This is a genomic window from Prevotella sp. LCP21S3_D2 (genome assembly GCF_052118345.1).
GTDB lineage: Bacteria > Bacteroidota > Bacteroidia > Bacteroidales > Bacteroidaceae > Prevotella.
In genome coordinates, this window is sequence record NZ_JBQKHJ010000010.1 from 43,683 (window position 1) to 63,335 (window position 19,653).

General features: G+C 47.3%; 16 protein-coding genes and 4 tRNA genes. 7 read left to right on the forward strand and 13 right to left on the reverse strand.

Features of this window, described 5'->3' with window-relative positions; all coding sequences use genetic code 11:
- Positions 1-108: 108 nt before the first annotated feature.
- From ACTQ16_RS08415 to trxB, 11 genes are all read right to left on the reverse strand, one after another.
- On the reverse strand, positions 109-1,380 hold the full coding sequence (locus tag ACTQ16_RS08415) for a DUF5103 domain-containing protein (protein WP_441936968.1): 1,272 nt from the start codon (positions 1,378-1,380) through the stop codon (positions 109-111).
- Positions 1,381-1,534: 154 nt separating this feature from the next.
- Positions 1,535-1,606: transfer RNA gene (locus ACTQ16_RS08420), tRNA-Glu, on the reverse strand.
- A gap of 39 nt (positions 1,607-1,645) precedes the next feature.
- A tRNA-Glu gene (locus ACTQ16_RS08425) sits at positions 1,646-1,717 on the reverse strand.
- 28 nt (positions 1,718-1,745) lie between these two features.
- Positions 1,746-1,832: transfer RNA gene (locus tag ACTQ16_RS08430), tRNA-Ser, on the reverse strand.
- A 675-nt stretch (positions 1,833-2,507) separates the two neighbouring features.
- Positions 2,508-3,149, reverse strand: a complete 642-nt coding sequence (locus ACTQ16_RS08435) for an HD domain-containing protein (protein WP_294968216.1) — start codon at positions 3,147-3,149, stop codon at positions 2,508-2,510.
- Positions 3,150-3,198: 49 nt separating this feature from the next.
- Positions 3,199-4,116, reverse strand: a complete 918-nt coding sequence (gene menA, locus ACTQ16_RS08440) for a 1,4-dihydroxy-2-naphthoate octaprenyltransferase (protein WP_441936970.1) — start codon at positions 4,114-4,116, stop codon at positions 3,199-3,201.
- 64 nt (positions 4,117-4,180) lie between these two features.
- On the reverse strand, positions 4,181-6,514 hold the full coding sequence (locus ACTQ16_RS08445; protein ID WP_441936971.1) for a putative porin: 2,334 nt from the start codon (positions 6,512-6,514) through the stop codon (positions 4,181-4,183).
- A 58-nt stretch (positions 6,515-6,572) separates the two neighbouring features.
- Positions 6,573-6,875: a mechanosensitive ion channel protein MscS gene (locus tag ACTQ16_RS08450; protein ID WP_294968224.1), complete on the reverse strand. Its 303-nt coding sequence runs from the start codon at positions 6,873-6,875 to the stop codon at positions 6,573-6,575.
- Positions 6,876-6,889: 14 nt separating this feature from the next.
- Entirely contained in the window at positions 6,890-7,801 is a 912-nt protein-coding gene (locus ACTQ16_RS08455; RefSeq protein ID WP_294968227.1) for a DUF4468 domain-containing protein, read from the reverse strand.
- Between the two features lie 37 nt (positions 7,802-7,838).
- Positions 7,839-7,927: transfer RNA gene (locus ACTQ16_RS08460), tRNA-Ser, on the reverse strand.
- Positions 7,928-8,024: 97 nt separating this feature from the next.
- On the reverse strand, positions 8,025-8,957 hold the full coding sequence (gene trxB / locus ACTQ16_RS08465) for a thioredoxin-disulfide reductase (protein WP_294968230.1): 933 nt from the start codon (positions 8,955-8,957) through the stop codon (positions 8,025-8,027).
- 181 nt (positions 8,958-9,138) lie between these two features.
- Here trxB and ACTQ16_RS08470 point away from each other — a divergent pair, with 181 nt between their 5' ends.
- A complete protein-coding gene (locus tag ACTQ16_RS08470) occupies positions 9,139-10,239 on the forward strand; it encodes an AAA family ATPase (protein WP_295346699.1) in 1,101 nt (366 codons plus the stop codon).
- A 69-nt stretch (positions 10,240-10,308) separates the two neighbouring features.
- On the opposite strand, the gene ACTQ16_RS08475 is transcribed toward ACTQ16_RS08470, so the two are convergent.
- Positions 10,309-11,274 carry a hypothetical protein gene (locus ACTQ16_RS08475; protein ID WP_441936973.1) on the reverse strand — a complete coding sequence of 322 codons (966 nt, stop codon included), beginning with the start codon at positions 11,272-11,274 and terminating at the stop codon, positions 10,309-10,311.
- A 200-nt stretch (positions 11,275-11,474) separates the two neighbouring features.
- Here ACTQ16_RS08475 and radA point away from each other — a divergent pair, with 200 nt between their 5' ends.
- The 3 genes from radA to ACTQ16_RS08490 all read left to right on the forward strand — a co-directional run bounded on the left by radA (position 11,475) and on the right by ACTQ16_RS08490 (position 14,867).
- Positions 11,475-12,926 carry a DNA repair protein RadA gene (gene radA / locus ACTQ16_RS08480; RefSeq protein WP_441936974.1) on the forward strand — a complete coding sequence of 484 codons (1,452 nt, stop codon included), beginning with the start codon at positions 11,475-11,477 and terminating at the stop codon, positions 12,924-12,926.
- Between the two features lie 95 nt (positions 12,927-13,021).
- Positions 13,022-13,675: a 7-cyano-7-deazaguanine synthase QueC gene (gene queC / locus ACTQ16_RS08485; RefSeq protein WP_153121774.1), complete on the forward strand. Its 654-nt coding sequence runs from the start codon at positions 13,022-13,024 to the stop codon at positions 13,673-13,675.
- Between the two features lie 67 nt (positions 13,676-13,742).
- Positions 13,743-14,867 carry a redoxin domain-containing protein gene (locus ACTQ16_RS08490; protein ID WP_441936976.1) on the forward strand — a complete coding sequence of 375 codons (1,125 nt, stop codon included), beginning with the start codon at positions 13,743-13,745 and terminating at the stop codon, positions 14,865-14,867.
- 62 nt (positions 14,868-14,929) lie between these two features.
- On the opposite strand, the gene ACTQ16_RS08495 is transcribed toward ACTQ16_RS08490, so the two are convergent.
- Complete coding sequence (locus ACTQ16_RS08495; protein WP_441936977.1) at positions 14,930-16,198, reverse strand: transglycosylase SLT domain-containing protein; 1,269 nt, start codon at positions 16,196-16,198, stop codon at positions 14,930-14,932.
- A 105-nt stretch (positions 16,199-16,303) separates the two neighbouring features.
- On the opposite strand from ACTQ16_RS08495, the gene hisG reads away from it, so the two are divergent.
- The 3 genes from hisG to hisC all read left to right on the forward strand — a co-directional run bounded on the left by hisG (position 16,304) and on the right by hisC (position 19,567).
- Complete coding sequence (gene hisG, locus ACTQ16_RS08500) at positions 16,304-17,155, forward strand: ATP phosphoribosyltransferase (RefSeq protein ID WP_294968252.1); 852 nt, start codon at positions 16,304-16,306, stop codon at positions 17,153-17,155.
- Between the two features lie 84 nt (positions 17,156-17,239).
- The gene (hisD, locus tag ACTQ16_RS08505; RefSeq protein WP_294968255.1) at positions 17,240-18,523 is read left to right on the forward strand and encodes a histidinol dehydrogenase; all 1,284 of its coding nucleotides are present in this window, start codon (positions 17,240-17,242) and stop codon (positions 18,521-18,523) included.
- Between the two features lie 9 nt (positions 18,524-18,532).
- Positions 18,533-19,567 carry a histidinol-phosphate transaminase gene (gene hisC / locus ACTQ16_RS08510; RefSeq protein ID WP_294968258.1) on the forward strand — a complete coding sequence of 345 codons (1,035 nt, stop codon included), beginning with the start codon at positions 18,533-18,535 and terminating at the stop codon, positions 19,565-19,567.
- Positions 19,568-19,653: the final 86 nt, after the last annotated feature.

Genomic DNA, 19,653 nt, shown 5'->3' on the forward strand with positions numbered 1-19,653 from the left:
TCGATATAAACGAATATTGCTTTCCTAAAGAATATGGTTTTATGAATATTTAACTAATTAGGGCATTATCCGGCATTCTTTTTAATCCTTTTAAGATTGTCTGCCTCTCTATTGAATGCTTTTCCATCCTAGCAGCTGGTCGCTTCGGTCTGTGGTTCCCCTATAGTATATCAGTGCATCATATCTGTTGGCTGTCTGATAGAAGTCACCGTCTGTTGATACGTGTCTTGTGCTTCCATCATTTCTTAAAACCAGGTACTGGTAGCTGTAATAGCCTTGTTTCAGTTTCACCTGTGCATGATAGCAATGGCTGCTTTCGTCATATTCCATCTGGTATTCTGGGGTAAATGAATCTTGGGTCCAGAAACCGTTCAGGTATACTGCTCCTTCCTGGCGGGGAGCCTTCAGGGTGAAGTGGACGATGGCGTAGTCACTTTGGCTGTTGTTGCTTATGTTGTCGCTGTTGCGGATGTAGAAGGCTCCTTGTCCGCTTTCGTCGTATACGTAGCTGGGTCTGGGTTCGTCGGGAGTGGCGTAGGCGTGATAGTCCTTTCCGTCCCAGCTGATTCGCTCGATACCCATGGTCGGGTGGTCTAGGTCCAGCATTTCAAACTTGTGGTATTCGTTTCCGCCCTTGAATATGAGTTGTCTGTTGTGTATCCAGCTCATCTGTTCTGCGCTGAGATAGTCGGGTTTTGCGTTCACTGCGGCATTGTCCCATCTTCCGTTTTGCAGTACCACGGTTTTAATCTGTTCGCCGGGTGCTGTAACGTGGATATTCCTGTAGTCGGCCGTCATCCTCACCTGCTGATGCTGTCTGTTGTTGTCGATGTCGGTATTGGAAGAGTAGGCTAGGTCTACCTTTATCTTGGGGTCTACGATCATGAAGCATGACGTAAACATTGTGTTTTCTCCCTCTTCTGCGTTGTCATCGTAAACGGTCAGTTTATAGTTTCCGCTTATCGTGATCCGGCAGTTCTCGTTGGGGATAGTCAGGTGGTAATGGGTGTATAGATGGTTGGTGTTGAACGACTGCTCATAGTCGTCAATCGTCAGTTCTCCATTGAATCCCTGCAGATAGTCGGTATCAAAGATTCCTTCCGATTCCTGCCAGTCGGCATCGCAATGGGTGATTTTGTAGGTGTAGCGATGATAATCGTGGGTCATGTCGTCGAAGTCTATGTTGATGGCATTGCCGCCCAGTTGGGTGATAGGCATGCTGAGCCAGTCTGTTCCGGCTACCACCTGGAGTGAAGCAATGCGTTTGTTGTGTATGATGTTATGCTGAGCTTTACCTGGTAGTTGAGCTGTCAGGATGAGTATGCAGCCTATCATCATCGCTTTGATGCTGGATGAAATGATGGAGTTATCTTTTTTCATGTTTTAAAATGCGTTTGTGCTGAATCTTTTTGTCTTTGCAAAGATACGGCAAATAGGGGAGACTACCAAACAAAAGGGCAAAAAAATAACTTGCAATAGTCTCTGAAGGACTGAATGCAAGCTTAAACAATCTAACTAATACATGAAAACACTGTAGTCGATAGGGGAATCGAACCCCTATGCCAAGATTGAGAATCTTGTATCCTAACCATTAGATGAATCGACCGGTTATTGTTTGCATATTGCTATGCTGTTTGTTGTGTTGTAGTCGATAGGGGAATCGAACCCCTATGCCAAGATTGAGAATCTTGTATCCTAACCATTAGATGAATCGACCAACGGTACATTTTTTTGAAGTCAGCTTGCGGAAGGTGGGGGATTCGAACCCCCGGTACGGTTACCCGCACGGCAGTTTAGCAAACTGCTGGTTTCAGCCACTCACCCAACCTTCCAGTCGGAAATCGTTACCGAATCAACAAGCATCGTTCTCAAATGCGGTTGCAAAGGTACTACTTTTTTTCGGTTCCACCAAATTTTTCAGCGATTATTTTTAAATAAAAAATCACTTTTTTCGTAACCCTCTCATTCTCAGGCTCCCATTTTTTTACTTTTTATCTTTTAAAATGGAGTTTGGGTGTAAAATGTAGATAAAAGTATAAAATGTGGTAAGTCTGATGTAAGTTTAAAACGAGTGTGAAGAACGTATTTTCGAGGTTTATGAGCAAAATAAATTTTAGATAATACGAAAAAAGCAGATTTCCAACTAGGGAAATCTGCCTTTTAAAAGGAAAGGGCCGCTCGATGATGTGATGAAACTCCGAATGTCAGTAACATTTGAGAGCTCTCCGCTTTTGTAATCCACCGGCTTTGCAGCTTAGTTGACATGTCAGTTTATGTGGCCCGCCATTGGCAAGAGAAGTCTTCTCGGTTTCATAAGTGTAATTTGATGAGTATCCCGATCGAACCGACACGACCCTTATATTTTTTCGACTAGACGTAGCTTATGCTATCATCTATCGATAGAAGTCTTTCGTTTTTCTATGATGCAAAGATAGTGTAATCTTTTGAAACTACCAAATCTTTATGCTGTTTTTTTCTAAAAATCTTTTGTTCTACCCAAATAGTTATTATGGTTTCCTGTTCTCTATTGCGTCGTATATCTTTTCGAATTCCTTTCTGAGCATACTTTTGTGTTCGATGATGTTTCTCAGTTCCTTCAGTGCTTTCTCGTTGGGGGAGTTCGGAATCCATAGTTTGATGTATCCGTTTCTGGAATACTTCTCTTCCATGTGTTCAGAGAATCTTTCCCACTGTTCTTCCTTGTTTTTCTCTGGATAGTTCTCTTTTCCGTATTCAATGGCGCGAAGGAAAATCTCGTGTACCTCGATGTCTCTGTCTGCTTCGGCAACGATTTTCCCATAGATGCTTCGTGGCTGTCTGCTGGATGAAGCACGATGATCCTCCACTGCTTCCTTCATGATCTTGATCTGTTCGGGAGTAAACCAGCGTTTCAGTCTGGCATCAGCCTGGAGAATTTTTCCGCTCGTGATGTGATGGATGGCTCGCGGACCGCTCATTCCTAAGTCGTGGTAGGCGGCAACGATATAAACCATGTCGATGTCGGCATGTGTTACAGGTACGAGTTTCAGGGCGTTTTTGATCACACGGGTCACGTGGCGCAATCCGTGGCTCTCACCAAACTCCGTATATTTGGGCAGAATCTGTGTTTCCACAAACTGCATGATTTCGAGATTTACTTGTTGCTTCATATTTTTTCTTCTTTATATGTATAATAATGTACGCGCGTACATTATATAATTACATCATTCCAATGATGATGAAGGTAGAGATGATACCGAAGGTGAAGATGTTGAGCGCAGTATAACCCAGCACCTTGTTCAGCATTCTTCCTTCTCCTATCTTCCTCATCTTGGCGTATGTTCGGTTGTGCTGCACAAGGCATACAGCAGCAAAAGGCAAGAACTTCGAATCTGCATCGTAGGCAAGGGCACCGTAGATGTTGATTCCTATCATGATGAGGATGCCGATGTTGCCCAGTGCGCAGTAGAGTCGTTCACCGTTTTTCTTTCCGATGTGAACAATCAGCGTCTTCTTGCCCGCCTTGAGGTCGTTGTCGTGGTCGCGATAGTTGTTCAGGATGAGCAGCGTATCTACTACCAGTCCGCAGGCGATGGAAGTCAGTATGGCTTCGCCAGATACTCCCTGCATTCCTTCCGGTATCACCAGGTAGTAGGTGCAGCAGACCGGTACGATGCCGAAGAAGACCAGCACCAGCAGGTCACCCAATCCCAGATAACTCAATTTGGTGGTATAGAGGAAGCAGAATAGCACACAGCAGATGCCTACGATGATCATCTCCTTTCCTCCGTAAAAGGCGAGTGGCAGTCCGATGGCGCACCCCAGGAGGGTAGTGAGGATGATGCCCCATTTCATTGCTTTCATCGTAATCCAGCCTTCGGCACAGGCGCGTTTTGGACCGAGTCTCGTCTCGTCATCGTTGCCATGCTTGAAGTCGAAGAAGTCGTTCACCAGGTTGGAATCTATCTGCATCACCCAGGCAAAGAGTAGGCAGAGCAGGGCTGGAATCCATTGACAATGGGTGCTGGAATCCTTGTATGCCAGGGCTACACCCAGCATTACGGGAACAGCAGCTGCCGTCAGAGTAACCGGACGGGCTGCCAGAAACCATGCTTTGAGAGAATTAGTTTTAACCATAGATTAGGGAATTTTATGTAAGGAGTGAGCGGTAAGACTCACTCCTTACAATTATTTAAATATACTAGTTGAAGAAGTTCCAGCTTACACCGATTCTCATCACGCTTGCGTTCATAGGATAATGAGGGGTGAAGAAATAATTCTTGTCACCCTTGCCGGCATTGATGTGGCTCATCATGATGAAAAAGCGGGTATGCTTGAGATGTGCATTGGCATATACGTTGATGATAGGGTAGTTGCCTACCTTCACGTTGTTCTCGCCATTACCCTGCACGGTATACATGCCCACGTATGGAGAATAGTCTGGAGCTTCGTAGCTTGTAAAGTAGCGTACGTCGGTACCCATGTCTATTTTCAGTACCTTGGCAATGTTTACCTTGATATAGAGGTTGCTGTATACATTGAGTGCTGGCACCGGAAGTGCACTCTTGTTGCTGGAGTTCTGATAGGTAATCTGGTTCTCCCAATGGAAGATGCCGAACTTGAAGTTCTGTTCCAGTTGGGCTGTCAGCAGATTGATGCCTGAACTTTCCTGCATCGGTGTCACCACAACGCCTGTGCGAAGGAAATCTTCTGTCACGTTGTATGACTGTGAGAAATACGTATAGTTCTTGATCTCGTCTACAGCCACACGAAGGGTTGTGTTGGTCTTGTTATATCTCAATGTACCCATGATGCGGGTATGGATGGTCTTCTCAAGGTCATCATCCCACCATGCATGACGTGCATGATATTTACGGTAGTAGAAGGATGGTGTCTCCCGGTGGAAGAACGCATCGCCTCTTACCTGAACGGTATCTCCGAGGAATGGGATGTTGACATCCAGGTTACCGTCGATGGCGAGGGTACCGGCGTCTACACCTGTCAAGCCAATCTCAGCTGTGGCATTATAGTGCAGCGTCTTACCCTGTTGCTTACTCAACTGCCCACCCACGCTCAGTGCATGCTCGTTGAATTTCTCGAATCCGCCTTCCTTGTCAGGCAGGGTATAGTGGCGTAGGTCATAGCTGGCGAAAGCCTTGATACCAGCCTTTGCCCACTTGCTGAATCCTTCCAGTGTAGCCAGTGCCAGGGTATTCTTCATGTGCCAGTGCTTGGTCTGGTCGTAGATGGAGTCACCCTGCAGTCTGCCTGCGGTATAGTATTCTTCTAGATAATAGTCGGCAGGAGTCTTGTATGCCATGTAGATACGTTTGTAATTGTCAAACTTCACGGTATGTATGATACTTGTAACCGGCACATACTCATTCTTGTACCACAGCGAATCCTCCTGTTTTTTCTTTTCGATGGCCATCAGACTGTCGGCAGCCGCCTTTCCGTTCACGGCGATACGGTTGCTGTCATCCTTACCATTCTCATTTTTTGCAGGTTCGTCTCCGGCAATCTTGGCATTGTCCGGTCTTCCCGAGAACTGGGCCTTCTGTTTCTTGTCGAAAGCCTTCTCGTCGAATTTCTTTCCGCTTTTCTTGGCCTGTTTCCTGGCTTCCTCCTTGGCATCTTCCGCAGCGTTTTCCTTGGCCGATTCCATGGCGAATTTCTTGGCCTTGATTTCTTCCTCGGTCATTTTTACCTTGCGGTTGAAGCCGAAGCTGTATCGGTGACTCAGGAAGATATGCTGGTTGTCATTTCTGTTCCAGTTCTCCTCCAGTACGGTAGGGATTTCATTGCTGGCGAAATCATCGGTATATTGTTCCGGATGCTTGATATAGTCATCATTGGTGATACCTCCGTTCTCGGTCACCTTCTGGTGATTGGTACTGAAGAGGAAGTGTGCCTGATATCTGTCGCCCAGATAAGAGGTCCACATGGTGTACTTGAAGTGGGAAGTACTCTGTGCATTGTAGTATCCTCTGCCGTATTTGTAGTCGAAACGGAATCCACCACCCAACTGTTTGTTGGCATTCACTGCAAAGATAGCCTTGAAGTCGTCTTCTCCGTTGGTGCGGTCACCACAACTGTTCAGCGTCACGTTGGTGATAGGAGAGTAGGTGTTGGTGAAATGGAAGTCGCTCACGGGCGTTACGATGTTGTCGTATGGTTCCGTGAACATGAAGTTACCCTGCGTACGTCGGTCGATGAAGATACGGTTGATTCTTGCAGTACCCATGTTGCCCAGTGTGTTATACTGTCCATATAGTCCCTCGTTGAATGTAGAGTTCATATATAGGTGCTGCAGTGTGTCGACGGGAGCTTCCGTCCTGTCTCCGAATCTTTCGTCTATGGTCCACACCTTGATACCCTTTGGTATTTCCTTGTCCGAACCGAGCGAGTCTGTGTTCACCCGGTTGCTGGTCTGTGGTCTGAACTGTGAATCTTCGTTATTGTTAAAATCGTTTTGTGCCGCAACTGTGAGAGTTGCAGCACAAAATAGTATCATCGTTAATATTGATTTCTTCATTATCTTTCTGAATGTTCGGAACTGGCTGTAATCTTTCTGGATGTTTGGAAACCAGCTGTTATTTTTTGAATAGTCGGATGCAAACTTCTGCAATCTTGATTGCCACACCAAGAATCAGTACGATTGCTGCCAATGTGTGATAGTCGTCCAGTTGGGTCCAGATAACAACGCCGATGATAGCCAGGAGCATGAATGCGATGTTGAGGTAGTTGCGTAACTGCAACATATTGTTCTGGTCGCTGTAGGCTAGTCGGCGGTGATGTCTGTGATCCGGACGCACGGCATAGCTATTCTTTGGCTGTTCCTGCTGCTTGCTGTTTTCTGCCTGTTCTGTCTGTATGCTGTTATTTTCTTCTGTCATGATTTGAATTGATGTTATTTTTTAACCAATGCTGTTATCTCACTGAAAATCTGGTCTTTTCTGTCGATAGTCTTTTTGCGGAACTTACCGAATATCTTTGCCAGGTCGTTCTTTTTCTTGGTCAGTGCCACCTTGTCGGTAATCACCTTCTCAGCAGGAGCCTTGAATCCTGTCGGTCTGTCTTCCTCATAGTTGTATGAGATGCGGAGAAGACTGAGATTCAGATGATTGTCTGCGATTTTGGCAACGAGCTGATACTTGAACTCTGAACGGTCGAGTGAGATGAAGGAACTGCTGAATACGAGCCATTCGTCCATGCTGTTGGCAATGATGTATTCGCTAGGGTTCACCAACGCCACTCTGCTGCCGATATTTTCATCCGACTGTGTCAGGTCGCTCATATATTCGTATACGATGTCGTAGATCTGCTTGGCTGTCTTGCCGTTGGCATCCGTATCAAGGGTGAATTCCACCTTGCCCTCCTGGTTCAGCTTGACAGCTCCTTCCAGATACTTAGGATCTTCCTTGAGCTCCACACCGTTTGCCATCAGCACAGGCTTTGCATCTTCCTTCTTCTTGGCTACCGTGGTAGGAATTGCCCATCCACCCTTGGTGACAGCTTCTTCCTTCGGGAGGTTGGGAGCAGGTTCTGCTTCAGCTTTCTGGGCTTCAGCCTGCTTGATTTCTGCTTTCTTGGCTTCCATCTGCTTGGCTTCAGCTTCCGCCTTGGCAGCTTCCTGGTTCAGACTGTCGGTCTGCGCCTTCAGACGAGCTGCTTCCGCCTTCATCTTAGCTATCTGCAGTGCCTTCTTGGCAGCTTCCAATTGTTTCTGGGCTTCTTCCAACTGCTGTTGCTCTGTAAGCACAGTCTGTGCTTGCATAGTAAGAGGAAGAAGCATCATTATAGGGATGATAAATTTTTTCATGTTGGTTTTACTTATTATCTGAAAAAAACGAATGTTGCGGAAGATGAGGGATTCAAACCCCCGATACCCGAAAGAGGGTATACCGGATTTCGAGTCCAGCGCATTCGGTCACTCTGCCAATCTTCCTTCGTCATTATCAGATGCAAAAGTACGATTATTTTTGCACCTGACAAAATATAGACGATTTTTTTTAATTTAATTATACTTTCACCTGCCCAATACCCTACAATGTCTGCAGGTATCTGTCTGCTTCGATGGCTGCTTTGGCTCCTGAACCTGCTGCAACGATTCCCTGACGGTAAACTGGGTCGGCAACGTCACCGGCTGCAAAGATGCCTGGCAGCTTAGTGCTTGCCGTACCTGGGATAACCTTGATGAACCCCTGCTCGTCCAATTCAAGATAATCCTTGAAAAGGTCGGAATTAGGCTTATGGCCGATAGCCAGGAAGAAACCGTCGATGGCGATGTCGAACTCCTCCTCGTTGGCTTCTCCCTTATGACGAACGAGATGAGCACCCTCCACACCGTTCTCTCCGAAAAGACCTAAGGTATTGGTTTCGAAGAGAATTTCGATATTCTCCTTTTCCTTCACGCGCTGCTGCATGATTTCTGCCGCACGCAGATAAGGCTTGCGGACAATCATGTAAACCTTCTTGGCAAGACTGGAGAGATAGAGTGCTTCCTCGCAGGCTGTATCACCACCACCTACTACGGCAACAGTACGCTTGCGGTAGAAGAAGCCGTCGCAGGTAGCACATGCCGAAACGCCCTGTCCACGGTATTTCTCTTCGTCCGGCAGACCCAGATATTTGGCAGAAGCACCTGTTGCGATGATTACGGTATCAGCCTCAATCTCATTTCCTCGCTCATCTGTCAGGTGATAAGGGCGTGAACTGAAGTCTACCTTCTCGATGCTTCCGTCTCTCAGGTCAGCACCGAATCTTGCAGCCTGCTCCTTCATGTCCATCATCATCTGGGTTCCGTCTACACCGTTAGGGTAGCCTGGGAAGTTTTCTACTACGGTGGTGATGGTAAGCTGTCCACCAGGTTGCATACCCGAATAGAGAACAGGTTTGAGGTCGGCTCTACCTGCATAGATGGCTGCAGTATATCCTGCAGGTCCACTACCTATGATTAATGTCTTTACTTTTTCCATTTATTTCCTTTAGTTTAATAATTCTTATTCCATAGATTATGCAAAGTTACTATATTTCGGTTAGATTACAAAATAAAGAACCGTTTTTTTTCTATCTTTAAGATTTTATTGCTATCTTTGCACCCAGAATAGAACATAAGCAAGATGGTTGCATCTAATCAGACGAATAAAAACAAATAATATGAATACAATTAAGAAGATTGTACTTACGGGTGGTCCGTGTGCGGGAAAGACCACTGCATTGGTCAAGGTGATAGAGCATTTCACAAGCCTTGGCTATAAGGTATTTACCATTCCAGAAGTACCAACCATGTTCACCCAGTCGGGTATGAATTATCTTACCAAAAACGAGAAGTTCTTTTTTGAGGGTGAGAAGGCTACCTTCCTGACTCAGATAGGGTTAGAGGATAGCTTTTCCCGTATGGCAGAGACTTTGGACCAGCCGGTCATCATCGTTTGCGATCGTGGTACGATGGATATTTCTACTTATCTTTCTGAAGATTTCTGGAACCGCATCATCTCTGAGCATGGATACAGCAACACCCAGTTGCGTGAGCGTTATGATGCAGTGCTTCATCTCGTGAGTGCTGCCGATGGAGCAGAGCAGTTCTATACCACCGCAAATAATGCGCAGCGATTGGAGAAGGCTGATGAGGCTGGTCTTCAGATAGCCCGTGAACTGGATAAGAAGATCGTTTCTGCCTGGAAGGGTCATCCTCATCTCCGTGTCATCAACAACCATGAGGATTTCGAGAACAAACTCAATCGCGTATTGAAGGAGATAAGCAATGTCCTGGGCATTCCTCAGCCGATAGAGGAGGAGCGCAAATATATCGTGAAACTGGTGGGCGAGGTGCCTAATGCCATTGACAGCGATATTGTCCAGACCTATCTTTCGGGTGAGCCGGGTAGTGAAATCCGTCTCCGTCGCCGTAGTTTTGAGGGTGGTAAATATGTTTACGTTCATACTTCCAAGAAGCGTATTTCGGATAAGGAGCAGATTGAGACAGAGCGTCAGATCAATGCTAATCTCTATGAATCGATGCTTCAGCAGGCAGACCCTTACCGTGCCACCATCCGCAAGCACCGTAAGAGCTTTATCTGGAAGGGACAGTACTTCGAACTGGATTCCTTCGAACAGCCAGTTCACGACCTGATGATACTGGAAACCAAGGGAATAGCTCAGCATGAGAATGTAAACTTCCCTCCATTCATCCAGGTGGTGGAAGATATTACGGGCAATACCCAGTATGACAATTATAATATCGCCTTGAAGAGATAGTTTTCCATCTCATAGCGTATACTCAGCACCCATAGGGCTTCCATGGGTGCTGAGTTGTAACGTTTCATATTATCTTCTGCCACCGAAGCTGCCGCCACCGCTTTTGCTTCCGCCATTGCTGTGAGAACCACCACCTCCGAATGAACGGGATGTGCCGCCTCCTCCGAATGAACGGTTGCTGCTTCCGCTGTTGAATGAACGGCTATTGCTTCTGTTGTTGCTTCCGCTGTTGAATGAGCGGTTGCTGCCACCGAATGAACGGTTACCACCAAACGAACTGCTGTTTGGAGTTGTAGAACGTGGGGTGAAATCGCGGCTCATGTTAGAACGGCTGTTGTTTCTGCTTCCGAAGGTTCCTCCACCGAATGTGCCACCGCCATTATTGTTGCGGTTGCTTTCTATACGACCGTTATTGAACGAACCGTTGCCGAAGTTGCGGTCTCTGGTTACTGTGGTGCGGGTGCTGCTTTGGCGCTGCATATTGCCGAATGACTGTCCGCGGCCGTAATCACCACGGTTGAAACTGTCTCTCATTCCCATGCGTGGCTGACCGCCAGCGAATGGTCTGCCGTATGCACGTCCGTGATACCAGCTTCTTCCACCGTTCACTCTCCAGCAGTGGTCGCCTCTATAGCTAACGTAGAAGTGTGGTCTACCGAAGAAGAAGTAGTCGCGGCGAGGGTAACGTGCGTAGATTCCGAAATGCCAGTAACCTCCGTCCCAGTAGAGAGGACGATAGAAGTAGGTGGCATTGCAGAAAGCGCGATACTGCCAGTCGAGCAGGATATAGCTCAGGTCGAGATTACGCTGGCGCCAGTATACGCCATACAGGTCATCATAAGTATTGATGCCCATCAGGTAGTCGAGGTTCACCTCATAAGCTGCCTCGTACTGATCATCTGTCAGGTTCAGCTCGTAAGCCATCTTGTCAGTCAGGAAGAGAGCCTGCTGGCGTGCCTGTTCGTAACTCATTGCTGATGCAGTAGTGAATGTCATGGTGAACATTGCTACAAGTGCTATGATAAACTTCTTCATAATCGTATATTTTAAAATTGTTTATACTCTTGTTTCTTATTTCTGGTGCAAAGATAGGGCTATTTTCGTTCTCGGGGTAAGGTTTTTCCCTAAATGGGTGGGGGAAAATCCCTACATCCCGTTTTTTACCTTAAATAAAATAAAAAAGTTGTGTCACTTGAAAAAAATGCTGTATTTTTGCACGAATAAATGTTACATTTATGGCAAAGGACAAAATAGCATACGTTTGTAGCAACTGTGGACAGGAAAGTTCCAAGTGGATGGGTAAATGCCCTAGTTGCGGACAATGGAACACTTTCAAGGAGATTCGCATTGCGGGCGATAGTGGCTCGCAGGCGGCTAAGAATGCCGGCATGACGATGAGACATGGCGGGGCTGCTACCATGTTCGGCGGTCAGCATAGCGACCATGATGCCAAGCCTATGAAGTTGCGCGACATCTCTGCCATTGATGAGCCTCGCATCGATATGCGCGATGAGGAGTTGAACCGCGTATTGGGTGGCGGTATGGTACCGGGAAGCATCACCCTGCTGGGTGGTGAACCGGGTATCGGCAAGAGTACGCTTACCCTGCAGACCATTCTGAATATGACCGACCGCCGTATTCTCTACGTCAGCGGTGAGGAGAGTGCCCATCAGATTAAGTTGCGTGCCGACCGACTGGCAAAGGGACAGGCGCTGCTGAGGGGAGAGGAAGTGGTTCAACCCTTCGATCATATCACGATTCTCTGTGAAACGCAGCTGGAGAAAATCTTCTCTCATATCCAGGAGGTGGCTCCGGAATTCATCGTCATTGACTCTATCCAGACCATCGCTACCGAAGAGGTGGACAGTTCTCCGGGTTCGGTATCTCAGGTTCGTGAGTGTGCAGCCCATCTTCTCCGTTTTGCCAAGACCAGTGGCATTCCGGTTATCCTGATAGGTCATATCAATAAGGAAGGAACCTTGGCGGGACCTAAGATATTGGAGCATATTGTGGATACTGTCATCCAGTTTGAGGGCGACCAGCATTATATGTATCGCATCCTGCGCAGCATCAAAAACCGATTCGGAAGTACTTCGGAACTGGGTATCTATGAGATGCTGCAGGGAGGATTGAGACAGGTGAGCAACCCATCAGAACTGCTTCTTACAGAGGACCATGACGGACTTTCGGGTGTAGCCATCAGTGCAGCCATCGAGGGTGTGCGTCCGTTCCTGGTAGAAACGCAGGCTCTGGTGAGTACGGCGGCATACGGAACTCCACAGCGTTCGGCTACGGGTTTTGACCAGCGTAGACTGAACATGCTCCTGGCGGTAATGGAAAAGCGGGTAGGCTTCAAGCTGATGCAGAAGGATGTGTTCCTGAATATTGCCGGAGGATTGAGGGTTACTGACCCTGCGATGGACCTGAGTGTGCTGGCTGCGGTATTGAGCAGCAATGTGGATACTGCGATAGAGCAGGGGTGGTGTATGGCTGGCGAAGTAGGACTCAGCGGTGAGGTTCGTCCGGTAAGCCGTATAGAGCAGCGCATAGCAGAGGCTGAGAAACTCGGCTTCCAGCACATCATCATTCCGAAATACAACTATCATGGTTTCGACCATAAGAAGTATCAGATAGAGATTCATCCCGTACGGAAAGTGGAAGAGGCGTTCCGCTGCCTGTTCGGGTGAAGATCTCACGCAGATTTCGCGGATTACGCAGATGTTAGTGTATAGTCTGAATTTATAAATATAATCTGATTTTATAAATAATAAGTTCTAAGTAAATGAAGGATTCAGTAATTATTGTGAGCGGCGGTATGGACAGTATTACCCTGCTCTATGACAAGAAGGACGAGATAGCCCTGGGTATCAGTTTCAACTATGGAAGCAATCATAACGAGCGGGAGATTCCTTTCGCCAAGATGCATTGTGAGAGATTGGGAATCAAGCATATCACCATCGATCTGGGATTCATGCACCAGTATTTCAAGAGTTCGCTCCTGGAAGGTGCGGATGCAATTCCTGAGGGACATTATGCTGCCGACAACATGAAGTCTACCGTGGTGCCTTTCCGCAACGGTATCATGTTGAGCATTGCCATTGGTATTGCTGAGAGCAACAATCTGAAGAAGGTGTTTATTGCTAATCATGGCGGTGATCATACCATCTATCCGGACTGTCGTCCGGAGTTTATCAAGGCTATCGATGAGGCTGCTGAGGCTGGTACCTTCGTAGATGTTCGCGTGGTGGCTCCTTATACCAACATCACCAAGGGCGAGATTGCTGCCATCGGCAAGAAACTCGGTATCGATTATGCCGAGACCTGGAGCTGCTACAAGGGTGGTGAGAAGCATTGCGGCAAGTGTGGCACCTGCGTAGAGCGCAAGGAAGCCCTGGCTGAGGCGGGTATCGAAGATACCACAGAGTATGAGGAATAAGGATACCTATATAATAAGGTATAGATAAAGGTTATTGTGGAAATATAAAAGAAAAGATATAGTACGAATGAAGAAAATGATTTTTACTGCTGCTTTGGTGCTGGCATCAGCAGCAGCGATGGCTCAGAAGAGCAACTTTCAGGTGAAAGTGGATTTGAAGAACTTTGCTACCGATTCTGTAATCGTGTTCAAAGGCCGTGATGTGAAGATGGATACCATCTTGGTTAAGAATGGTAAGTTTACCTATTCCGATAACCTTGCCAAGGTGTCAAACCGTGCATTCCTGACACCAAAGGCCTATCGTGGTTTGGAAAGAAAGATGTTCAATTTCCCTTGCGTGCCAGGCGAGAAGGCAGAGATAAAGGGTGATTTCGCTACCCGTTTCGATGTTACCGGTAGTAAGTTCTACCAGCAGTATCATGAGGTTGATTTGATGATGGAGTCTGCCGAGAAGGATTTGAAGGAGTATTCAGAATCTCTGAATGCTCGCACGAAGAATGGTGAAGACCGTGAGACCATCATGAATGAGTATGAGAAGAAGATGCCTGCTTTGCTGAAGGCTAGAACGGAGAAAATCTTAGCTTTCGTCAAGCAGAACCCTGATAACGAGGCATGTGCTACACTTTTCGAGAAAATGGATGATTACGACCAGATGAAGGAACTTCTGGGCTTGCTCTCTGAGAATGTGAAGAATGGAAGAATGAAGGCCTATTATCAGTTTTTTATTGATACGGCTAAGAAGCGTGCAGAGGCTGATGAGAAGGCTAAGAAGTTGCAGGCTTCCGGTATAGATGCTCCTGACTTCACATTGAACGACATTAATGGCAAGCCATTTACATTCTCTAGTCTCCGTGGCAAGTATGTTGTCATCGACTTCTGGGGCTCATGGTGCGGTTGGTGCATCAAGGGTATGCCTAAGATGAAGGAGTACTACGAGAAGTATAAGGGTAAGTTCGAAATCCTGGGTGTTGACTGCAATGATACCGAGGCAAAGTGGAAGGCTGCCGTAGAGAAGCATCAGTTGCCATGGATTCACGTTTATAATCCAAAGGGTAGCGATGTACTCGACAAGTATGGTGTCCAGGGTTTCCCAACCAAGATTGTTGTAGGTCCTGACGGCAAGATCGTAAAGACCATCGTAGGTGAGGATCCTGCATTCTACACCTTGTTGGATGAGGTTTTGGGTAAGTAATTATTTTATCTTAATAGATACAAAAAAGGCTTCTGCGAATACATACGCAGAAGCCTTTTATGTTATATATGGTATTTACCCTGATAATGTCTTTTCGATTTCATCGGTGCACCATGGAAGGCATCGCCACCGATGCCTCTGCTGCCACCACGATAACTGTCGTGGAAGCTGGCACCACCGCAGTATTCACTCCAGCGTGCTCTGATTCTGTCCACATAGTCGGCAGTCTCCGTACCACGCATGAAACCGTATTTTACAACCGGATCACGGTAATAAGCCGGTTGTGCCAGGCGCAGGACATATTCTCTTACGTGTCCCCAGTTATAAGGATTGCCACCATGCTTTCTGGTCAGGTTCATCGCATCACGGATATGATGGAAACCGCCATTGTATGCAGCCAGGGCGAAGAGAACTCGCTGTGTAGGATCTCCGATGTCAGAGAAATGGCCCTGCAACTCTGCCATATACTTGGCTGCCGCCGCCACATTCGATTCTGCATCATGTATCGCACTCATCGGCAATCCCAGATGGTCTGCCGTAGAAGGCATGATCTGCATCAGTCCGCAGGCACCTGCCCATGACTTGGCTTTCGGGTCGAAGCAACTTTCCTGGTAACACTGTGCCGCCATCAGGCGCCAGTCCATTCTTGCCGTACCGCTGTATCGCTGGAAGAGATGGTCGTAACGGGAGATGACGCCCTTGGAACGGTTCAGGAACGGAGAATAGACATGTCGGGTAACGCTGGCAGAAGAGAGCAGCCAGCTTTCCTCCTTCTTCGTCTCGGCTATCATCTTTGGCTTGAACCAGCCGTTCAGTGTATCGGCAAGACTCTTGTTGCCGCCAACCACAGCCCACTGCGTGCGGGTACTGTCGGGTGTCACACCACAGAAGAGCAGGTCGCCCTTGGTCTGTTTCCGGGATAGGGGAACGGCGATGATGTCACCTTCTCCCTTGGTCAGCTTCTGGATCATCTCGGTGGTATCCTTACATTCCTCCACGCGCAGCGACACACCAATCTGCTGGGCAAACTTCTCACAAAGGAGATATTGCAGACCCATGCCGTGGTTGTGATAATCATAATAGGTAGTAGGACCGTTCACGGTAAGCATGATCAGCTCACCGTTTTCCTGAATGTCCTCCAGCGAGAAGCCCTTCTGTCTTTTATTCTTGTTGGCTGATTCGTCAGCCGCCCCTTCTTCGCCATCAGACATGCCCTCCACTTCGCCTATAGGAGTTCCCCACGGCGTGAGCTCTTGTTGCGGTTTCTTTTCTTCGCAACTTCCCAGTAAAATAAGAGCATAAAATGCGTATAAATATAACTTTTTTCTCATTGCGACTGCAAAAGTACGAAATTTTTAAATATAAGTGCTAAATTATTTGCATATTCTAACAATTTTATGTACTTTTGCAATGTTTTTCAGACAAAATACAGAAATATGTTACGAATAGCAGTACAAAGTAAGGGTCGTCTGTTCGACGACACCATGAATCTTTTAGCAGAGGCAGACATCAAGGTCAGTGCCTCCAAGCGCACACTTCTGGTGCAGGCAAGTAATTTCCCACTCGAGGTTCTCTACCTCCGTGATGATGATATTCCTCAGAGTGTAGCCTCTGGTGTGGCAGATATCGGTATCGTGGGCGAGAACGAGTTCGTGGAGCGTGGTGAGAAAGCGCAGATCATCGATCGCCTGGGTTTCAGCAAGTGCCGCTTGAGTCTTGCCATCCCTAAGAAGATAGAGTATCCAGGATTACAGTGGTTCAACGGCAAGAAGATTGCCACCTCTTACCCTAATATCCTGCGCAACTTCATGAAGAAGCATAATATCAATGCCGACATCCATGTCATCACCGGTTCTGTAGAGATCAGTCCGGGCATCGGTCTGGCAGATGGTATCTTTGATATCGTCAGCTCCGGTTCTACACTGGTAAGCAACAACCTTGCCGAGGTAGAGGTAGTGATGAAGAGTGAGGCTTTGCTCATCGGCAACTGGAAAATGGATGAGGAGAAGCATCAGATTCTGAACGAGATGCTGTTCCGCTTCGAGGCTGTGCGTTCTGCCCAGGACAAGAAGTACGTGATGATGAATGCCCCTAAGGCAAAGGTAGAGGAGATTACCCAGGTATTGCCGGGTATCAAGAGTCCTACCATCATCCCATTGGCAGACGATGACTGGTGTTCTATCCATACCGTGCTCGATGAGAAGCGTTTCTGGGAAATCATCGGTAAGCTGAAGGAACTCGGTGCACAGGGCATCCTTGTAACACCAATTGAGAAGATGATATTGTAAGAAAGTTAGATATTAGGAGTTGGGAACTGTTTATGTGCAGGTCTAATTCTTAATTAGACATTATAAATTATTAATTAAATTGGAATGAAGGTAATTAAGTATCCTGCAAAGGAGGAATGGAGCGAGATAGTAAAACGCCCACACCTGGATGTATCCAAGCTCAATGCTACGGTACAGGGTGTACTCGACGATGTGAAGAAGCATGGCGACGAAGCCGTGAAGCGTTACGAGGAAATGTTTGATCATGCCCATCTCGATTCTTTGGCTGTGACTGAAGCAGAAATCGAAGAGGCTGAGCAACTGGTTTCTCAAGAACTGAAAGACGCTTTGCACCTCGCCCATCATAACATTGCCGCATTCCATCAGAGCCAGAAGTTTGCAGGCGAGAAGGTTGAAACATGCCCTGGCGTAACCTGCTGGCAGAAGAGTGTTGCCATCCAGAAGGTGGGACTTTATATTCCGGGCGGTACTGCACCGCTGTTCTCTACCGTACTGATGCTTGCTACTCCTGCCAAGATTGCCGGTTGCGAGGAAATTGTTCTCTGTACTCCACCTAACCAGGAGGGTAAGGTGAACCCAGCCATTCTCATGGCGGCTAAGATTGCCGGCGTGAGCAAGATTTTCAAGGCGGGTGGCGTACAGGCTATCGGTGCCATGGCGTATGGTACTGAGAGCGTGCCTAAGGTATATAAAATCTTCGGTCCGGGCAACCAGTTCGTGATGGCTGCCAAGCAGCAGGTTTCATTGCATGATGTGGCTATCGATATGCCTGCCGGTCCTTCGGAGGTTTGTCTGATTGCTGACGAAACAGCCAACCCTGTTTTCGCAGCTGCCGACTTGCTTTCTCAGGCAGAACATGGCTTCGACTCTCAGGTGTTCTTCATCACTACCTCTGAAAAGGTATTGGCGGAGGTGAAGAAGGAAGTTGAAGCACAGCTCGAACGATTGCCACGTAAGGAGATGGCACAGACCTCGTTGGATAATTCCAAGTTTATCCTTGTCAAGGATGATGAGGAGGCTATCAATCTCTGCAATACCTATGCTCCTGAGCATCTGATTATCGCTACTGCCAACTATGAGCAGCTGGCTGAAAGGGTAGTGAATGCCGGTAGCGTATTCCTGGGCAATTATGCCTGTGAGAGTGCGGGCGACTATGCCAGCGGTACCAATCATACCCTGCCAACCCATGGCTATGCCTTGGCTTACAACGGCGTGAATCTCGACAGCTATAACCGCAAGATCACTTTCCAGCATCTTACTGAAGAAGGTATTCGTAACATAGGAGATGCGGTGGTGACCATGGCTGAAAACGAGCAGCTCGAGGCACATGCCAATGCCATGAGATTGAGAGTAAAAAGTCTAAAGTAGTTTGATAGTATGAAAGATTTAAAAGACTTGTGCCGGGAGAACATCTGGAACCTGGCACCATACAGTTGCGCTCGAACAGAATTCGCCGGCAGAAATGCCCGCGTATTCCTCGATGCCAACGAGAATCCATATAACGACCCTTACAATCGCTATCCAGACCCGCTTCAGGTGGAGCTGAAGAAGCAGATCAGTAAGATAAAGGGTGTGGCGGAAGAAAAAATCTTCCTGGGCAATGGCTCTGATGAAGCCATCGACCTGGTTTACCGTGTGTTCTGTCGCCCTGGTCAGGACAATGTTGTAGCCATTGCTCCAACCTATGGCATGTATCAGGTATGTGCCGATATCAATGACGTGGAGTATCGGGAGGTGTTGCTTGATGAGAACTATCAGGTGACAGCCGATAAGATTATCGATGCCTGCGATGACAATACCAAGGTTATCTGGTTCTGTAGTCCTAACAATCCTACGGGCAACCACATCAACCGTGAAGCCATCGTAGAAGTGTTGCGCCTGTTCGATGGCATCGTCATCGTAGACGAGGCATATAGCGACTTCTCTTCCGAGCGAACCTTCCGCAGCGTGATCGATCATTTCCCAAACATCATCGTCCTGAATACGATGAGCAAGGCTTGGGGCTGTGCAGCCCTTCGTCTGGGTATGGCTTTTGCCAGCAAGGAAATAGTAGATATATTTAATAAGGTGAAATATCCTTATAATGTGAATCTCCTTACCCAGGAGCAGGCTTTGGAGGTATTGAAGAATCCGCTGAAGGTGGATGAATGGGTGAAGAACATCCTGCAGGAACGTTCCAAGGTGATGGCAGCCTTCATGGAATTACCTATCTGCGAGAAGGTATATCCTACGGATGCCAACTTCTTCCTGGCGAAGGTGACGGATGCCAATGCCATCTACGATTATCTCGTGGCACAGGGCATCATCGTAAGAAATAGAAATAAAGTGCAACTCTGTGGCAACTGCCTTCGTATTACCATCGGTAATAAGAGTGAGAATGCAGAATTGCTGGGTGCATTAAGACAATATTAGTTTTTATATCATTAGCCCGGGAGGGAGAAGGAAGCAGCGGCTTTCGAACCTCCCTCCTTTTTTATGCTTATGTCATGATTCCTTGA